This is a genomic window from Sphingomonas arvum, assembly GCF_026013565.1.
In the GTDB taxonomy this organism is placed as follows: domain Bacteria; phylum Pseudomonadota; class Alphaproteobacteria; order Sphingomonadales; family Sphingomonadaceae; genus Sphingomicrobium; species Sphingomicrobium arvum.
Genome location: NZ_JAPDOB010000002.1, coordinates 213929 through 229908 on the forward strand (window position 1 = coordinate 213929; position 15980 = coordinate 229908).

Genomic DNA, 15980 nt, shown 5'->3' on the forward strand with positions numbered 1-15980 from the left:
TCCAATCGCAAGGTTAACGCAGAGTCAACCGGCGGAACTTCCAAGGCACGCACCATGGCGCGACCATCCTGCCAAGCCGTTGAATTCGCAAGAGCCTGATTGATCCCGCAACCGCGCAGGCCGACGGCGCGGCGACCATGACCGTTACGGCGAGGAAACAGCGCTGGCCGAGTCGCCATTCGCACGTACCGGTGCGTGGCGGGAAAGACACTTAACCTAAACCATTTCGGACCCGTGTTGCACCTGCCCGATCGCCGTGCCAGACGGCCCCTGCTCGGTTGTCACATGGGGGGTGTGGTGACGACGGGGCAAATTCCCGGACGATGTGCCGATTGCGTGCGGCGGTGAGCCTGGCCTGGCTGGTCCAGCAGGCCGCGGCCGAACTGTCGCTGTTCGCGGCAGCCGGGTTCCTGTTCTTCGCGCTCGACGACCTCGCGCTGGATCTCATCTTCTTCATCCGGCGCGCCTGGCGAGCCATGACCGTCTACCGCCGTCACCCGCGGGCGGATTCTCGGTTGCTTGCGGACGATGTCGGGGCCGGCTGGATGGTGGTGTTCATCCCCGCCTGGGACGAAGCGGCGGTGATCGCGCAGATGCTCCGCGCAACGCTGGAGCGGTTCGATTATCCAAACTACGCGCTGATGGTCGGCCATTACCGCAACGATCCCGCGACGGCGGCCGCGATCCGCAGCGTCGGCGATCCGCGGGTGGTCGCCGTGGACATCGGCGTGGACGGCCCGAGCACCAAGGCCGACTGCCTGAACCGGCTGTACACGGCGCTCGTCCGGCTTGAAACCGAGCAGGGCCGGCGTGCCAAGGCCGTCGTGCTGCACGACGCCGAGGACCTGGTCCACCCGCAGGAGCTGCGGTTGTTCAACCGGCTGATTGGCCGCGCTGGCGTTGTGCAATTGCCGGTGGTGCCGCTGATCGACCCCGCCAGCCCATGGATCGGCGGTCATTATTGCGACGAGTTCGCCGAGAGCCACGGCCGTGACCTGGTGGTGCGCGAAGCGGTCGGCGCTTCGATCCCGCTCGCCGGCGTCGGCTGTGCCATCGGGCGGGAGGCGATGGGCCGGCTGGCGGTCATGGAGGACGGGCGTCCCTTCGCCGGTAGCAGCATGACGGAGGATTACGAGATGGGGCTGCGGCTCGGCGCGCTGGGCGAGCGGACGGTGTTTGTCCGCTTGCCGGTGCTGCACGGCGAAGGCGGCGTGGTCGCCAGCCGCGGCCACTTCCCGGCAACGCTGTCGGCCGCCGTCCGGCAGAAGGCGCGCTGGCTGGGCGGGATTGCTTTCTCAGGGTGGGACCGGCTGGGCTGGGCTGGCCATTGGGGCGAGCGCTGGTTCCGGATGCGCGATCGGCGCGGTCCGCTGGCGGCGCTGTTGTTGCTGGCCGGTTACCTCGGCGCGCTGTTGTGGAGCCAGCTGTGGCTGGCCGAGCAGCTCGGCGCGCCGGCGATGCCCGTGCCGCCCGGTCTTGCTCTGCTGCTCAAAGTCACGGCGGCACTGCTGGTCTGGCGGGTGGTGCTGCGGGCCGCCTTTACCGCTTCGGCCTATGGCTGGGGCGAAGGGCTGATGAGCCTGCCGCGCATGTTCGTCGGCAACTTGGTCGCCATCCTCGCCGCCCGTCGGGCGCTCGCCATTCACCTCAGCGGAGGCCCCAAGACGTGGGACAAGACCGACCACATGTTTCCAGCGGACGCGGCGCGATGAGCGCGCCGACACGCTTTCTGGCCGTGGCGGTCGCCGGCTGGGTGACCTTTCGCGCGGCGGCGAGCGTGCTGCCCTTGCCCGCATTGGCCTTGCCGCAGGTGGCGCCAGCCTCGGACGAAGGCACCCCGTCCGCCCAGCCGCCGGCCTTTGAGGCGCCGCTGAGCTACGCGCCATTGTCACCGCCACCTGCCGCGCCGGTGATTCCGGCCAGCTATGCCACGGCGCCCTGGCCTCCGCAGGGGTATCCAATGGCGGTGCCTTACCCCGCAGCGATGCGCTACCCGGTGCCCCGTTACGTGCCCGCCGCCATGCCCGCCTACTATCAGGAGCCGCCGCCGCCTTCGGCCATGCCCCAGCGGGGGCAGTCGCCGTGGCTGGCACCAGCGCCGGAGGGCGTCGATTTCTCCGGCATGCCGGAGGCGGAAGAAGCGCCTGTCTCGCGCATGGCGGCGGTATCGCTGCCGCTCGTCCGGCCCGGCCGGTCCGCCACCCTGCCGAGCTTCGCTGCGGGCGGTCCACCACGGCTGGACCGCTGGAGCCTCACGAGCTGGGCATTGATGCGGCAGGAGCAGGCTTCGCTCGACGGCTCGGGCACGCAGCCGGCGCTCGCCGCCGGCGGGCAGCTCGGCGGTAGTCAGGCCGGCGTGCGGCTCGGCTACCGGTTCAACCGGCATCTTGGTGTCAACCTGCGATTCTCGGCGCCGATCCCCGCACCTGGCGCCGCGCAGACCAAGGTCAATGGTGAGGCCGCCCTGGGTGTCGCCTGGCAGCCGCTGTCTGCCCTGCCGGTCCGTTTCATGGCCGAGCGCCGTCAGCGCGTTGGCGGGCCGGAGGGCGGGCGCAACGCCTTTGCGCTGCTGGCCGAGGGTGGCGTGTATGGTCGTGCGCTGCCGCTCGGCTTCAAGCTCGACGGCTACGGCCAGAGCGGCATCGTCTCGCTGCGGCAGCGTGACTGGTTCGTCGACGGCGCGGTGACCGCCAGCCGGCCGTTGCTCGGGCGCTACTCGGTCGGGCTGGGTGCCTGGGGCGGGGCGCAGCGCGGCCTCGCCAGGCTCGATGTCGGGCCGCGCGTATCGATGCGGCTGCTGCCCGGCATCAAGGCCCATGTCGACTACCGCTGGCAGGCGCTGGGCAAGGCACGGCCGGGCAGCGGTTATGCGCTGACGGTGGCGGGAGACTTCTAGGCTGCTCTGCAAATCTGCAGAACGGCGCCGCAACATCGTTGCTCCCGCACGCCCGGCATGAGGTTCATATAGCTGCCCTGCTCGCAAGACAGGGAGACCCGCCATGACCATCCGTTCCGCTTTCGCCGCCGCCACCGTCAGCCTCGCTGGAGCCGCCGCCGCACTGGCGATCGCGCTGCCCGCGCCGGCCCATGCTGCCATGCCCGGCGCCGTGGAGATCGCCGCCGTGTCGACGGCCGACATCGACCTGGCGTCCCCCCATGGTCAGGCCATGCTGAAGAGCCGGCTGCAGCGCGCCGCCGCCGAGGTGTGCGGTGAGGCTTCTTCGGTCGATCCGGCCGGACGTCGCTGGATCAAGAACTGCCGCGCCGAGACCTTTGGCAAAGCATGGAACCGGGCGCAGGCCCGCCTCGCCACCCCCGAGCGGCTGGTGTCGCGCTGAGCGCAAAGGTTGCTGCGGACGGCGGCCGGGCCTAACCGCCATCGGCATGACCGAGCCCGACTTCCTCCACCTGGCGGACGGCCGTCGTCTCGCCACCCGGGTGCGCGAGGGCTCCGGCCGCGCCACCCTGCTGTTCCTGCCCGGCTATGCGTCGGACATGGCGGGCGCCAAGGCCCTCGCGCTTGATGGGTGGGCGGCCGAATGCGGTCTCGGGCTAGTCCGCTTCGACTATGGCGGCACGGGCGCCAGCCCCGGCCGCTTTGAGGACGGCACGCTCGACGGCTGGCTCGCGGACGCGCTGGCCGTCGCCGACCGGCTTACCGACGGGCCGTTGATCCCGGTCGGCTCGTCGATGGGCGGGTGGCTGGCGCTGCTGCTGGCATTGCGCCGGCCCAATCGGGTGCGCGGCCTGCTCGGCATCGCCGCCGCGCCTGACTTCACTGACTGGGGCTATGGCGACGCCGATCGGCGTACGCTGGTCGAGACGGGCCGGCTGGAGCGGCCCAACCCCTATGGCGGGGAGGCGGAGCTGACGACGCGCGGCTTCTGGGAGTCGGGGCAGCGCCTACTGCTCGGCACGGACATCCCGCTGCACTGCCCGGTGCGGCTCGTGCACGGCGATGCGGACGGCGAGGTTCCGCTCGAAGTGGCGCTCCGAACCAAGGACGCGCTGGCCTCGGCCGACGTGCAACTGTGGGTGGTAAAGGGTGGCGGGCACCGGCTGTCGAGCCCGCACGAGATCCGCACGATCCTGCGCGCCGCCGCCGACCTGATCGAGCTTGCCGGCTAGCCGGCCTTGTTGGCGGGCGCTGCAGCGCCCAAGTGACGGCAATGCGCTATCTCCATACCATGATCCGGGTGACCGACCCGGACGCCACCGTCCGCTTCTTCAACCTGCTGGGGCTCGAGGAGCGCCGGCGGATGGACAACCAGGCGGGCCGGTTCACCCTGATCTTCCTTGGCGTGCCCGGCGACCAGGGCGAGGTCGAACTGACGCACAATTGGGACCCGGAGAGCTATGGCGGCGGGCGCAATTTCGGCCATCTCGCCTATGAGGTCGACGACGTCTACGCCACCTGCCAACGGCTGATGGACGCTGGTGTGACCATCAACCGCCCACCGCGCGACGGCCGCATGGCGTTCGTCCGCACGCCGGACAACATCTCGATCGAGCTGCTGCAGAAGGGCGCGAGCAAGCCGCCGGCCGAACCGTGGTCGTCGATGCCGAACACCGGCGAATGGTGATGGCAGCGGCGCCGGAGATCGTCGCCGTCCCGGCCTTCAGCGACAATTACATCTGGCTGCTGCACGATTCCGCGACCGGCCACACGGCGGTGGTCGATCCGGGTGACGGTGCGGCCGCGCTGGCCGCGGCGGAGGCACGCGGCTGGCGCATCAGCCAGGTGCTGATCACCCACTGGCACCCCGACCATACGGGCGGCATTGCGGCGGTTGTCGCTGCGACCGGCGCTCCAGTGTGGGGACCGGAGGCGGAGCGGGACAAGTTCGCCGGCCTGGATCACGGGCTCTCGGACGGCGACCGGGTCGAGGTCGGGCCATGGACCGCCGAGGTCTGGCACGTGCCCGGCCATACGCTGGGCCACATCGCCTTTATCCTGCCGGACGCCGGCTTGGCGTTCACCGGCGACACGCTGTTCGCGGGCGGCTGCGGGCGGCTGTTCGAGGGCAGCCCCGAGCAGATGTTCACCTCGCTCGAGCGACTGGCCTCACTTCCCGACGAGACCGTGGTCCATCCGGCGCACGAGTATACGCTGTCCAACTACCGCTTTGCCGCCCATGCTTTTCCTGGCGACGCAGCCATCGCGGGCCGCCTGGCCGAGGTGCAGCGGCTGCGTGCGGCAGGAGCGATGACCCTACCGACCACGATCGCCGTGGAGCGCGCCACCAACCCGTTCCTGCGCGCCCCCGATGCGGCGGAGTTTGCCTCGTTGCGGCAGGGTAAGGACAGCTTCCGTTAAGCGGGGAGCAAGCATGAGGGATCGGCGTTGAGTCAGTTCGACTCGCCTGAGAGGTCCGCCATGCGCAGCTTCGTCGCCCTTGCCCTTACCGCCTCTACCCTTTCCGGCTGCGCCTACAACGCTGCGCCGCAGCCCCGTTCGCCACTCGCCGCGCAGGAACTCGACCGTTATCTCGCCGGGCGCGTCGCCGGTCGGCCGCAGGCCTGCCTGCCGAGCTACCGTTCGCAGGACATGATCGTGGTCGACGAGAACACCGTGTTGTTCCGCGATGGCGCCAACCGGTACTGGCGGACGGAGATGGTCGGCGGCTGCAACGGCCTAGGCACGCCCGGCCGGGCGCTGGTCACCAAATCGTTCGGGACCGCGCAGCTGTGTCGCGGTGACATCGCCCAGGTGATTGACACTGCGGCCGGCGGCTTCTTCGTCGGTGGCTGCAGCTTCGGTGACTTCGTGCCCTACACGGGCCCGGGCATCCGCCGGCGCTAGGAAGCCTTACCGCCGTACAGCGCGTCCAGCCGCTCGCCATAGCTGGCGCGGATGACGTGGCGGCGGATCTTCATGGACGGGGTCAGCATCTCGTTCTCCACGGCGAACGGCTCGTCCGCGACGATGAAGCGGCGCACCTTCTCGATCACGCTCAAGTCCGCGTTGACCCGGTCGACCGCCTTCTGCAGTGCGGCCTTGAGCCCGGCCTCGTCGCCCTTGTACTGGGCGATGATCTCGGGCTCCGGCACCAGCAGCCCGACGAGGTGCGGGCGGCGGTCGCCCGTGACCATCGCCTGCGCAATCTCCGGCTGCAGCGTCAGCATGCCCTCGACCCGCTGGGGCGAGACGTTGTCGCCCTTGTCGTTGATGATCAGGTCCTTCTTGCGGTCAGTGATCACGATCCGGCCGTGATCGTCGAAGTGGCCGATGTCGCCGGTATGCAGCCACCCATCCTGCAGGACTCGCGCCGTTTCCTCCGCGTTATTCCAATAGCCGTGCATCACCAGTTCGCCCCGGACCAGGATCTCGCCATCGTCCGCGATCCGCACCTCCGTGTTGAGCAGCGGCGGCCCAACCGTATCCATGCGGACGCCGGCCTTAGGCCGGTTGCAGCTGATCACCGGCGCCGCTTCGGTCTGGCCATACCCCTGCAGCAGCGTCAGCCCGAGCGAGTGAAAGAAGATGCCGACTTCTGGATTGAGCGGCGCACCGCCCGAGACCATCGCCTTGATCCGGCCGCCGAACCGGGCCGCCACCTTGCGCTTCAGGGTGGCCTTCAGGAACCACTCCATCGGCAGGTCGGCAACTGACAGCTTGCCCCGGTCGTACCGCTCCTGCCCGATTTCCAGCGCACGGCGGAGCAGCAGCTGCGAGAAGCTGCCGCTCTTCTCCACGGTCTTCAGCAGCCGCTGGCGCAGCATCTCGAATAGGCGCGGCACGACCACCATGATGGTCGGGCGCACTTCCTCGATGTTGGCGGCGAGCTTCTCCAGGCTCTCCGCATAATAGATCTGCGCGCCGAGGCTGATCGGGAAGAATTGGCCGCCGCTATGCTCATAGGCGTGGCTGGCGGGGAGGAAGGACAGGAACACCTCCTCGTCCCAGCCGAAGTCGTTTGCGATGACGTCCACGCACGCCGCGCAATTGTGCAGGATGGCGCCATGGTGCTGGCGAACGCCGCGCGGCGCGCCGCCCGTTCCGCTGGTATAGATAAGGCAGGCGAGGTCATCGCGACCGACCCGCGACATCCGCTCGCGCACGGCGTCAAGGTCGCCGCCGTCCGCCACCAGTTCGCTCCATTGATGGACCCGCGCCTCTACGGCCTGGCCAGTGCGGAGGTCCTCCATGCCGATGATGTCGTTGCAGTCGGACGAGAACAGGACGGCCGGGATCAGCGCCTTGGCCAGCTTCTGGGTGGAGACGATCACCGCCCGCGCGCCGCTGTTGCCCAGCACGTGGGTATGATCGCGCGTCGTATTGGTCGTGTACGTCGGAACCGTGACGCAGCCAGCGGCCATGATCGCCAGGTCGGCGATCAGCCATTCGGGCCGGTTCTCGGCGACCAGCATGACCCGGTCGCCCGGCTTCAGCCCGAGCTTAAGCAGGCTGGCCGACAGCGCCGCCACCTGCCGCGCCGCCTCACTGTAGCTGATCGAAGTCCACGTGCCGCCGCGCTTGGCCCACAGGAACGGAGCGTCACCGCGTTCGGCGACGCGGGCGAGGAACATGGCGACCAGATTGGGAAAGGTCTCGAGCTGCGTACGCTTGGCCATCCGGCTGTCCGGCCCCCCGGCTGATGGAAACGAAGGGGCCGCTTTAGGCTTGTTACGGAGATGATGCCAGCGGCGCGGGCGTGGACAGCCGGTCCGGCCGTTCGTAAGCGCAGGGCCATCCGGGAGACACCATGCGCCTGACCTACCTGCCGTTGACCTTCACCTTGCTGCTTGGCGGCTGCGCCACCGTCCCAGCATCGGTCCCAAGGGCGCCCGCGCAGGTCACCGTCACGCAGCCGGGCTTCGTCATCGCCGCCAATCCGCTCGCCGCGGAAGCCGGCATGGCAGTGCTGCGTCGCGGCGGCACGGCCGCTGACGCGGCGGTAGCGGTGCAGGCGATGCTTGGCTTGGTCGAGCCGCAGTCAAGCGGCCTCGGCGGCGGTGCCTTCCTCCATTATTACGACGGCACGACGCGCAAGCTGACGCTGTACGATGGCCGCGAAGTGGCGCCGGCGCAGGCCACGGCGACCATGTTCCTGGGTCTGGACGGCAAGCCGCTCGAGTACCAGCGGGCGATCCAGTCCGGGCGCTCGACCGGCGTGCCCGGCGCGGTGCGAATGCTGGAACTCGTGCAGCGTGAGCATGGAGCCCTGCCGTGGAACAGCTTGTTCGGCGATGCCGAGCGAACGGCGGCGGCCGGCTTCCGCGTCAGCCCACGGCTTGCGCGGCTGATCGCCGCTTATGCGCCGCAGATGCCGTCGGGCGACGTGCAGCGCTACTTCGCCAAGGCTGGCGGCGGCTATCTGGGCCCCGGCGACTTCCTGCGTAACCCGGCCTATGCCGCCTTCGTCGGGAAGCTGGCGGCACAGGGCTCGCGGGCCCTGCTGGAAGGCGAAACAGCGGCGCGGATCGTTGAACGGACCCGCAAGGACGCGCTGCCCGGACATCTCACCATGGCCGATCTTGCCGCGTACCGGCCGATCAAGCGCGAGAGCCTGTGCGCGCCGTGGCGCACCTACGTTGTCTGCACGCCGCCGCCGCCGGCCAGCGGCGTCGGGCTGCTTGAGTTGCTGAAGCTGACGGAGCGGACGGACATCGCCGCGCGCGGCCCCAACGATCCGCAGGCCTGGTACCTGTTCGCGGAGGCGAGCCGGATCATGTACGCCGACCGCGACCGCTATGTCGGTGACCCGGCGTTCGCGGACGTGCCGGTCGCCGGCCTGCTCGCGCCCGACTATATCGCCCGGCGCGCGCAGCTGATTGGCGCGACCGCCGGCCCGCCGCCGGTACCCGGCGTCCCAGCCGGATCGGTAACCCCCGCGCCCGATCGCACGCGCGAGCCGGCGGGAACCTCGCACTTCATCGTCGGCGATGCGAACGGCAACGTGGTGTCGATCACCACCACCGTGGAAAGCATTTTCGGCTCCGGACGGATGGTTGACGGCTTCTTCCTCAACAATCAGCTGACCGACTTCAGCTTCTCCCCCGTCGATCCGCAGGGCCGTCCGGCGGCCAACGCCGTCGCCCCGGGCAAGCGCCCGCGCTCGTCCATGGTGCCGACCATCCTGCTGACACCGGACGGGCGCTTCGCCGGGGCGATTGGCTCGGCCGGCGGCAACGCCATCCTGGCCTATGTCGCCAAATCGCTGATCGCCGCCGTCGACTGGAACCTGCCCATGCAGCAGGCCTTGGCCCAGCCGAACCTGGTCGCGCGCGGTGCCGCCTTCCAGGGCGAAGTGACCAAGTTCGCCCCCTCCGTGCTGGCCGGGCTCCGGGCGCGCGGGATCGACCTCCAGCCCGGGCAGGGCGAGGACAGCGGCGTTCATGGCGTGCTGATCCGGAATGGCCGGGTCGATGGCGGCTTCGACCCGCGCCGCGAAGGCGTGGTGCTGGTCGATCCGTCCGGCGCGCGCCCTAGGCGCTAGCCCCGACCGCCTCCGCGATGCTGGCGTATGAGCTTTGCTCCAGCAGCCGCTCGAGCCCACGCGCGATCCGCCGCGCGATGCCCGGCCCTTCGTAGACCATCGCCGAGTAGAGCTGGACCAGGCTCGCGCCGGCCCGGATCCGCTCCCACGCATCCTCGGCCGAGCCGATGCCGCCGGCACCGATCAACGGCAGCGCGCCACCGGTCTCGCTGCGGAACCGGCGCAGGGCGTCGAGCGCCAGCGCCTTGAGCGGCGCTCCGGACAGGCCGCCAGTCTCGTGCCCATAGCGGGAGCGGAGCGGTGGGCGGCTCACTGTGGTGTTGCTGACGATCAGGCCGTCGATGCCGTGCTCTATCGCCGCCCGCACGATCTGCCGCGGCTCGCTTTCGCCGAGGTCGGGCGCAAGCTTCAGGAACACTGGCGGGCCGTCCGCCGTGCGGGCCTCGCGTACCGCGCTCAGCAGAGCCCGCAGCTCGCCCTCGTCCTGCAGCTGGCGCAGCCCCGGCGTGTTAGGCGAACTGATGTTGATCGTCAGATAGTCGGCGACAGGAGCCATCCGCCGCACGCCCTCGGCATAGTCGGCGATCCGGTCCGCGCTGTGCTTGTTGGCGCCGAGGTTCACGCCGACGATCCCGGCGCCGCGGCCACGCCGCGCGAGCCGCGCCAGCGCCTCATCTTGGCCGTGGCTATTGAAGCCGAAGCGGTTGATCACCGCCCGGTCCTCGGCGAGGCGGAACAGCCGGGGCCTTGGATTGCCCGGCTGCGGCTTCGGCGTGATCGTCCCCACCTCGACGAAGCCGAAACCCAGCCCCAGCATCGCCGCCGTCACCTCGGCATGCTTGTCGAACCCAGCGGCCAAGCCGACGGGCGAGGGAAAACTCAGGCCCGCCACCTCCGTCCGCAGCGTTGGTGACAGGCGTGGCGTCTTGCGCGGAGCCACGTTCAGCGCCGCGATGGTCAGCCCATGCGCCCGCTCCGGGTCGAGCCGGAACACGAGCGGGCGGAGGAGCGGGAAAAGAGCCATCGCCCCCAGCGCCTATCCGGTTGTCAACCGAGGGCCAAGCACCTAAATCAGACCGGAAAGCTCCACATTGCCATGCGCCTGACCCATCTCGCCGATTACGCGGTCGTGATCATGACCGCCGCCGCCCGTGCTCCCGCGGGTGGGCGCCTCAGCGCGTCGGTGCTGGCGGGCGAGACCGGGGTGCCGTTGCCGACCGCGCAGAAGCTAATGGGCAAGCTCGGCTCGGCCGGGCTGCTGGGGAGCGTGCGCGGCGCGGGCGGCGGCTTCACCCTGGCCCGGCCGGCGGATGCGATCAGCCTGGCCGACATCATCGAGGCGGTGGAAGGCCCCATCGCCATGACCCAGTGCAGCGGCTCGGACGAGGCGAGCGACTGCGCGCTCGACGCCCGCTGCCGGGTCAAGCCGCACATGAGCGTCGTCAGCCGGGCCGTACGCGGCGCGCTGGCCGGCGTCACCCTCGAACAACTGGCGCGTGAGCGCGTCCTGGAACCCGCATGACCGACGACGTCACCTTCAAGAACCGCGAAGCGCACGAGGCGGCAGAAAAGCTCGCCACCTACGAGTGGGGCTTCACCAGCGACATCGAGTCCGAGCGCGCCCCCAAGGGGCTGAACGAAGACACGGTGCGCTACATCTCGGCCAAGAAGGGCGAGCCCGAGTGGCTGCTCGAATGGCGGCTGAAAGCCTATCGCGCCTGGCTCACGATGGAGGAGGTCGACTGGGCCAAGCTCGACATCCCGGCGATCGACTATCAGGACGCCTATTACTACGCCGAGCCCAAGCAGAAGCCGACCATCGCGTCGCTTGATGAGCTCGATCCGGAGATCCGCCGCACTTACGAGAAACTCGGCATCCCGATCGAGGAGCAGAAGGTGCTTGCCGGCGTCGAAGGCGCGCGCAAGGTCGCGGTGGACGCCGTGTTCGACAGCGTGTCCGTCGCCACCACCTTCCGCGAGGAGCTCAACAAGGCCGGCGTCATCTTCCGGTCGATCAGCGAGGCGGTGAAGGAATTCCCGGACCTCGTCCGCAAGTACCTTGGCAGCGTCGTGCCGCAGCGCGACAACTACTTCGCCTGCTTGAACTCGGCGGTCTTTTCCGACGGCACCTTCGTCTACATTCCGGAGGGCGTACGCTGCCCGATGGAGTTGTCGACCTACTTCCGCATCAATGCGGAGAACACCGGCCAGTTCGAGCGCACGCTGATCGTCGCCGACAAGGGCAGCTACGTGTCCTACCTTGAAGGCTGCACCGCGCCGATGCGCGACGAGAACCAGCTCCACGCCGCGGTGGTCGAGATTTTCGCCCACGAGGATGCGGAGGTGAAGTACTCCACCGTCCAGAACTGGTATCCGGGCAACGCCGAGGGCGTGGGCGGCATCTACAACTTCGTCACCAAGCGGGCGATGTGCTCGGGCGCGCGCTCCAAGGTCAGCTGGACCCAGGTCGAGACCGGCAGCGCGATCACCTGGAAGTATCCCAGCTGCATCCTCAAGGGCGATGGGTCCGTCGGCGAGTTCTACTCGGTCGCGGTGACCAACAACCGCCAGCAGGCCGACACCGGCACCAAAATGGTGCACATCGGCGCCAACACCCGCTCGACCATCGTGTCCAAGGGCATCAGCGCCGGCCGCAGCGACAACACCTATCGGGGCCTCGTGAAGGTGCTTCCCGGCGCGGAGAACGTCCGCAACTTCACGCAATGCGATAGCCTGCTCTTGGGCGACCAGTGTGGCGCCCACACCGTGCCCTACATCGAGGTCAAGAACCCGACCGCGACCATAGAGCATGAGGCGACCACGTCCAAGATCAGCGAGGACCAGCTGTTCTACGCCATGTCGCGGGGACTCGACCAGGAAGCGGCGGTCGCCCTGATCGTCAACGGCTTCGCCCGCGAGGTGCTGAAGCAGCTGCCGATGGAGTTCGCGGTAGAGGCACAGAAGCTGCTGGGTATCAGTCTGGAAGGAAGTGTCGGCTAGTGCTTGAGATCAACAACCTCCACGCGACTGTCGCGGGCAAGCCGATCCTGAACGGCCTTAGCCTCACCGTTCCCGCCGGCGAGGTGCATGCGATTATGGGGCCGAACGGCGCGGGTAAGTCGACGCTGTCCTACGTGCTTGGGGGGCGACCCGGCTATGAGGTGACCGGCGGCACCGTGACCTTCATCGGCGAGGACCTGCTCGCACAAGAGCCGCACGAGCGCGCCGCCGCGGGCCTGTTCCTCGGCTTCCAGTATCCTGTCGAGATCCCTGGCGTGTCATCGATGCAGTTCATCCGCGAGAGCCTGAACGCGCAGCGCCGCGCGCGTGGCCAAGCCGATCTCTCCGGCGCAGAGTTCATCCGCCTCGCCCGCGCCGAAGCGGCCGAGCTCGGCATGGACGTCGACATGCTCAAGCGCCCGGTCAACGTCGGCTTCTCGGGCGGTGAGAAGAAGCGGGCCGAGATGGTCCAGATGGGCATCATGCGTCCGCGCTTCGCCGTGCTGGACGAAACCGACAGCGGCCTCGACATCGACGCGCTCCGCGTGGTGGGCGCCGAGATCAACCGCATCATGCGCGGCCCCGACCGCGCGGCGCTGCTGATCACCCATTATCAGCGCCTGCTCGATTATGTGCAGCCGGACCGCGTGCACGTCCTCGCCGCCGGCCGTATCGTCCGCAGCGGCGGCCCCGAACTCGCGCTGGAGCTGGAGCGCGAGGGCTACGCGGAGGTCGCATGACCGCGCTCGCTCTCCCGACCCGCAAGGACGAGGCGTACCGCTACGCTGACCTCGACGCGCTCGGGCGCGTGTGGGCCGACCTGGCGCAAGCGCGCGAGATCGTCGTGCCCGCGGGCGAGGCGCACAGCCATGTGCTGCTGGCCGCGAACGAGGCCGTGGAAGTTCACCGCGCCCGCCTGGTGATCCAGCCCGGCGCCAGCCTCGACCTGTTCGCGCTGAACGGCGCCGCCGAATATGGCCGCATCGAGATGGACGTGGAGGTGCGCGAGGGCGCGCGCTTCACCCTCAACGCCGCCAACATCGCCGGCGGGAAGGCGACGCAGGAGATCGTTACTCACGTCCGCCACACCGAGCCGAACGGCACCTCAAACCAGACGGTGCGCAGTGTGCTCGGCGGCACCGCCACCGGCTCCTACCTCGGCAAGGTGGCGGTCGCCCGCCAGGCGCAGAAGGTCGACGGTGAGCAGTCGGTCAAGGCGATGCTGCTCGACCGCGGTGCGACGGCGAACTGCAAGCCTGAGCTGGAGATCTACGCCGACGACGTGAAATGCGCTCACGGCGCGACCGTCGGCGAGCTCGATCCGACCCAGCTGTTCTACGCCATGTCGCGCGGCCTGCCGCCGGCCGAGGCCAAGGCGCTGCTGCTGGAAGGATTCGTGCTGCAGCTGTGGGACGATGCGCCTGAGGATCGCCGCGATGAGCTGGTCGAAGCCAGCCGCGCGCTGCTGCGGAGGGTGGCGGCATGAACGTCCAGGCACCGATCCGCACCGCTCTCGACGTTCGCGACCAGTTTCCCGCGATCGCCGGCTGGCACTATCTCGACTCCGCGGTGTCGGCGCAAAAGCCGCAGCCGGTGATCGACGCGATCACCCGCGCCTATGCGCAGGACTACGCGTCGGTGCACCGCGGCGTCTACCAGCGCTCCGCCGACATGACGCTGGCGTACGAAGCTGCTCGGGCCCGGGCCGGCGCGTTTATCGGCGGCGCGGCGGAGGAAGTGGTCTTCACCCGCGGCGCGACCGAAGCGATCAACCTCGTCGCCCAAGTGCTGCCGAAGGAAGGGCGCGACCGCGTCCTGCTGTCCGCTCTGGAGCATCACAGCAACATCGTGCCGTGGCAGCTCGCCGGCTACACGGTCGACGTCGTGCCGCTGACGGGCGATGGCCGCATCGACCTGGACGCCGCCGAGCGGATGATCTCCGACCAGCACCGGATCGTCAGCTTTGCGCACGTGTCCAACGTGCTCGGCTCCATCCTCGACGCGAGCCGCGCGGCCAGGGTCGCCCACTCGAAAGGCGCGCTGCTGCTGCTCGACGGCTGTCAGGCCGCGCCGCGCCTGCCGGTGGCCGTCGCCGCAATCGGTGCCGATTTCTACGCCTACTCCGGTCATAAGCTCTACGGCCCGACCGGCATCGGCGTGCTGTGGGGCCGCAGCGAGCTGCTTGACGTCATGCCGCCGTGGCAGGGCGGCGGCGCGATGATCGACCAGGTAAGCTTTGAGCGCACCACCTTCATGCCTCCGCCGCAACGGTTCGAGGCCGGCACCCCGCACATTGTCGGCGGGATCGGCCTCGCCGCCGCCATCGACTGGGTCGAGGGGATCGGGGTCGAGCGGTTGCATACGCATGAGGCTGCGCTCGTTGCAGAAACCCGGACGCGGCTGCGCGAGCTCGGCTTTGTCACCCTGTACGGCCCGGAGGAGTCCGCCGGCATCGTCAGCTTCAGCGTGGATGGCGTCCACCCGCATGATGTCGGCACGATCCTGGACGACGCGGGCGTGGCGATCCGCGCGGGCCACCACTGCGCGCAGCCGCTGATGGAGCTGCTCGGCGTGCCGGCCACCTGCCGCGCGAGTTTCGCGGCCCATTCCGACAGCAGCGACATCGACGCCCTCGTCGAGGGCTTGAAGAAAGTGAAGCGGATCTTCGGATGAACGAGGAACGGAAAATCGAAGTGGACGAAGTGGACGCCGTGCCAAAGCCGCCGCGCGCCCGCGTGGAGGTCGAAACCCCGTCCAAAACCTTCGAGCGCAAGCGCGACTATCTCGCGGGCTTTTTAGCCGAGAAGCCAGCGGAGCCCGCCGCGCATGGTGCCGGTGGCGACGTGCAGGCGGCGATCGTCGAGACGCTCAAGACCATCTACGACCCGGAGATCCCGGTCGACATCTACGAACTCGGGTTGATCTACGACGTCGCGGTCAGCGAGGATGGCGACGCGGTGGTCACCATGACGCTGACCACGCCGCACTGCCCGGTGGCGGAGTCGATGCCAGGCGAAGTCGAGCTGCGCGTCCTGTCGGTGCCGGGCGTCCGCGACGCGGAGGTCAAGCTCGTCTGGGATCCGCCCTGGGACCCGTCCAAGATGAGCGACGAGGCCCGGCTCGAACTGGGAATGCTGTGATGGCCGACACCACGACGACCCGCCGCCCACGCCCCGCCGCGATCACCCTTACTCCGGCGGCCGAACAGCGGATCGCCGACCTGATGGCCCGCGCTCCTGACGGTGCAATCGGCGTCAAGCTGTCCACGCCCAAGCGCGGCTGCTCGGGCCTCGCTTATTCGGTCGACTTCGTCACGCAAGAGAACAAGTTCGACGAGAAGATCGAAACATCGGGCGGCACCTTCTACGTCGATGGCGCATCGGTGCTCTACCTGATCGGCTCGGTCATGGACTGGCGCGAGGACGATTTCACCGCCGGCTTCGTGTTCGAGAATCCGAACGCCAAGGGTGCGTGCGGCTGCGGCGAAAGCTTCATGGTCTAGCGGCTCGCGGGCAAGGCGGGCTTCTGTTATCCTGCGCG

17 protein-coding genes are annotated in these 15980 nt (G+C 69.0%); 15 read left to right on the forward strand and 2 right to left on the reverse strand.

The features are described from left to right. Positions 1-344 precede the first annotated feature (344 nt). The 7 genes from OMW55_RS08585 (at position 345) to OMW55_RS08615 (ending at position 5803) form a co-directional block, all read left to right on the forward strand. Entirely contained in the window at positions 345-1712 is a 1368-nt protein-coding gene (locus OMW55_RS08585) for a glycosyl transferase family protein (protein ID WP_264882419.1), read from the forward strand. Continuing rightward, a complete protein-coding gene (locus tag OMW55_RS08590; protein ID WP_264882421.1) occupies positions 1709-2896 on the forward strand; it encodes a hypothetical protein in 1188 nt (395 codons plus the stop codon). Before OMW55_RS08585 ends, OMW55_RS08590 begins: the two co-directional genes overlap by 4 nt. 103 nt (positions 2897-2999) lie before the next feature. Further along, positions 3000-3338 carry a UrcA family protein gene (locus OMW55_RS08595; RefSeq protein ID WP_264882423.1) on the forward strand — a complete coding sequence of 113 codons (339 nt, stop codon included), beginning with the start codon at positions 3000-3002 and terminating at the stop codon, positions 3336-3338. Positions 3339-3384: 46 nt separating this feature from the next. Further along, positions 3385-4128, forward strand: a complete 744-nt coding sequence (locus OMW55_RS08600) for an alpha/beta fold hydrolase (protein ID WP_264882425.1) — start codon at positions 3385-3387, stop codon at positions 4126-4128. 41 nt (positions 4129-4169) lie between these two features. Next, positions 4170-4583 carry a VOC family protein gene (locus tag OMW55_RS08605; RefSeq protein ID WP_264882426.1) on the forward strand — a complete coding sequence of 138 codons (414 nt, stop codon included), beginning with the start codon at positions 4170-4172 and terminating at the stop codon, positions 4581-4583. Beyond that, complete coding sequence (gene gloB / locus OMW55_RS08610; protein WP_407822131.1) at positions 4577-5317, forward strand: hydroxyacylglutathione hydrolase; 741 nt, start codon at positions 4577-4579, stop codon at positions 5315-5317. Before OMW55_RS08605 ends, gloB begins: the two co-directional genes overlap by 7 nt. Positions 5318-5377: 60 nt before the next feature. Then, complete coding sequence (locus tag OMW55_RS08615) at positions 5378-5803, forward strand: hypothetical protein (RefSeq protein ID WP_264882427.1); 426 nt, start codon at positions 5378-5380, stop codon at positions 5801-5803. Here the strand turns inward: OMW55_RS08615 and OMW55_RS08620 are convergent. Continuing rightward, on the reverse strand, positions 5800-7575 hold the full coding sequence (locus OMW55_RS08620) for an AMP-dependent synthetase/ligase (RefSeq protein ID WP_264882428.1): 1776 nt from the start codon (positions 7573-7575) through the stop codon (positions 5800-5802). The genes OMW55_RS08615 and OMW55_RS08620 overlap by 4 nt on opposite strands. Before the next feature lie 131 nt (positions 7576-7706). Here OMW55_RS08620 and OMW55_RS08625 point away from each other — a divergent pair, with 131 nt between their 5' ends. Further along, positions 7707-9440, forward strand: a complete 1734-nt coding sequence (locus OMW55_RS08625; protein WP_264882430.1) for a gamma-glutamyltransferase family protein — start codon at positions 7707-7709, stop codon at positions 9438-9440. On the opposite strand, the gene OMW55_RS08630 is transcribed toward OMW55_RS08625, so the two are convergent. Next, positions 9430-10464, reverse strand: coding sequence for a quinone-dependent dihydroorotate dehydrogenase (locus OMW55_RS08630; RefSeq protein WP_264882431.1), 1035 nt, complete (start codon positions 10462-10464; stop codon positions 9430-9432). The genes OMW55_RS08625 and OMW55_RS08630 overlap by 11 nt on opposite strands. Positions 10465-10536: 72 nt before the next feature. Here OMW55_RS08630 and OMW55_RS08635 point away from each other — a divergent pair, with 72 nt between their 5' ends. From OMW55_RS08635 to OMW55_RS08665, 7 genes are read left to right on the forward strand one after another with little or no spacing between them, the layout of a single operon-like run. Then, entirely contained in the window at positions 10537-10962 is a 426-nt protein-coding gene (locus OMW55_RS08635; RefSeq protein ID WP_264882432.1) for an RrF2 family transcriptional regulator, read from the forward strand. Then, positions 10959-12440 (forward strand): Fe-S cluster assembly protein SufB, encoded by a 1482-nt coding sequence (sufB, locus tag OMW55_RS08640; RefSeq protein ID WP_264882434.1) that lies wholly within the window; start codon positions 10959-10961, stop codon positions 12438-12440. The genes OMW55_RS08635 and sufB overlap by 4 nt, the downstream gene beginning before the upstream one ends. Further along, a complete protein-coding gene (sufC, locus tag OMW55_RS08645; RefSeq protein ID WP_264882435.1) occupies positions 12440-13180 on the forward strand; it encodes a Fe-S cluster assembly ATPase SufC in 741 nt (246 codons plus the stop codon). The genes sufB and sufC overlap by 1 nt, the downstream gene beginning before the upstream one ends. Then, on the forward strand, positions 13177-13926 hold the full coding sequence (locus tag OMW55_RS08650; protein WP_264882436.1) for a SufD family Fe-S cluster assembly protein: 750 nt from the start codon (positions 13177-13179) through the stop codon (positions 13924-13926). The genes sufC and OMW55_RS08650 overlap by 4 nt, the downstream gene beginning before the upstream one ends. Continuing rightward, the gene (locus OMW55_RS08655) at positions 13923-15113 is read left to right on the forward strand and encodes an aminotransferase class V-fold PLP-dependent enzyme (RefSeq protein WP_264882437.1); all 1191 of its coding nucleotides are present in this window, start codon (positions 13923-13925) and stop codon (positions 15111-15113) included. The genes OMW55_RS08650 and OMW55_RS08655 overlap by 4 nt, the downstream gene beginning before the upstream one ends. Beyond that, positions 15110-15580, forward strand: coding sequence for an SUF system Fe-S cluster assembly protein (locus OMW55_RS08660; RefSeq protein WP_264882438.1), 471 nt, complete (start codon positions 15110-15112; stop codon positions 15578-15580). Before OMW55_RS08655 ends, OMW55_RS08660 begins: the two co-directional genes overlap by 4 nt. After that, positions 15580-15942 (forward strand): HesB/IscA family protein, encoded by a 363-nt coding sequence (locus OMW55_RS08665; protein ID WP_264882440.1) that lies wholly within the window; start codon positions 15580-15582, stop codon positions 15940-15942. Before OMW55_RS08660 ends, OMW55_RS08665 begins: the two co-directional genes overlap by 1 nt. Positions 15943-15980: the final 38 nt, after the last annotated feature.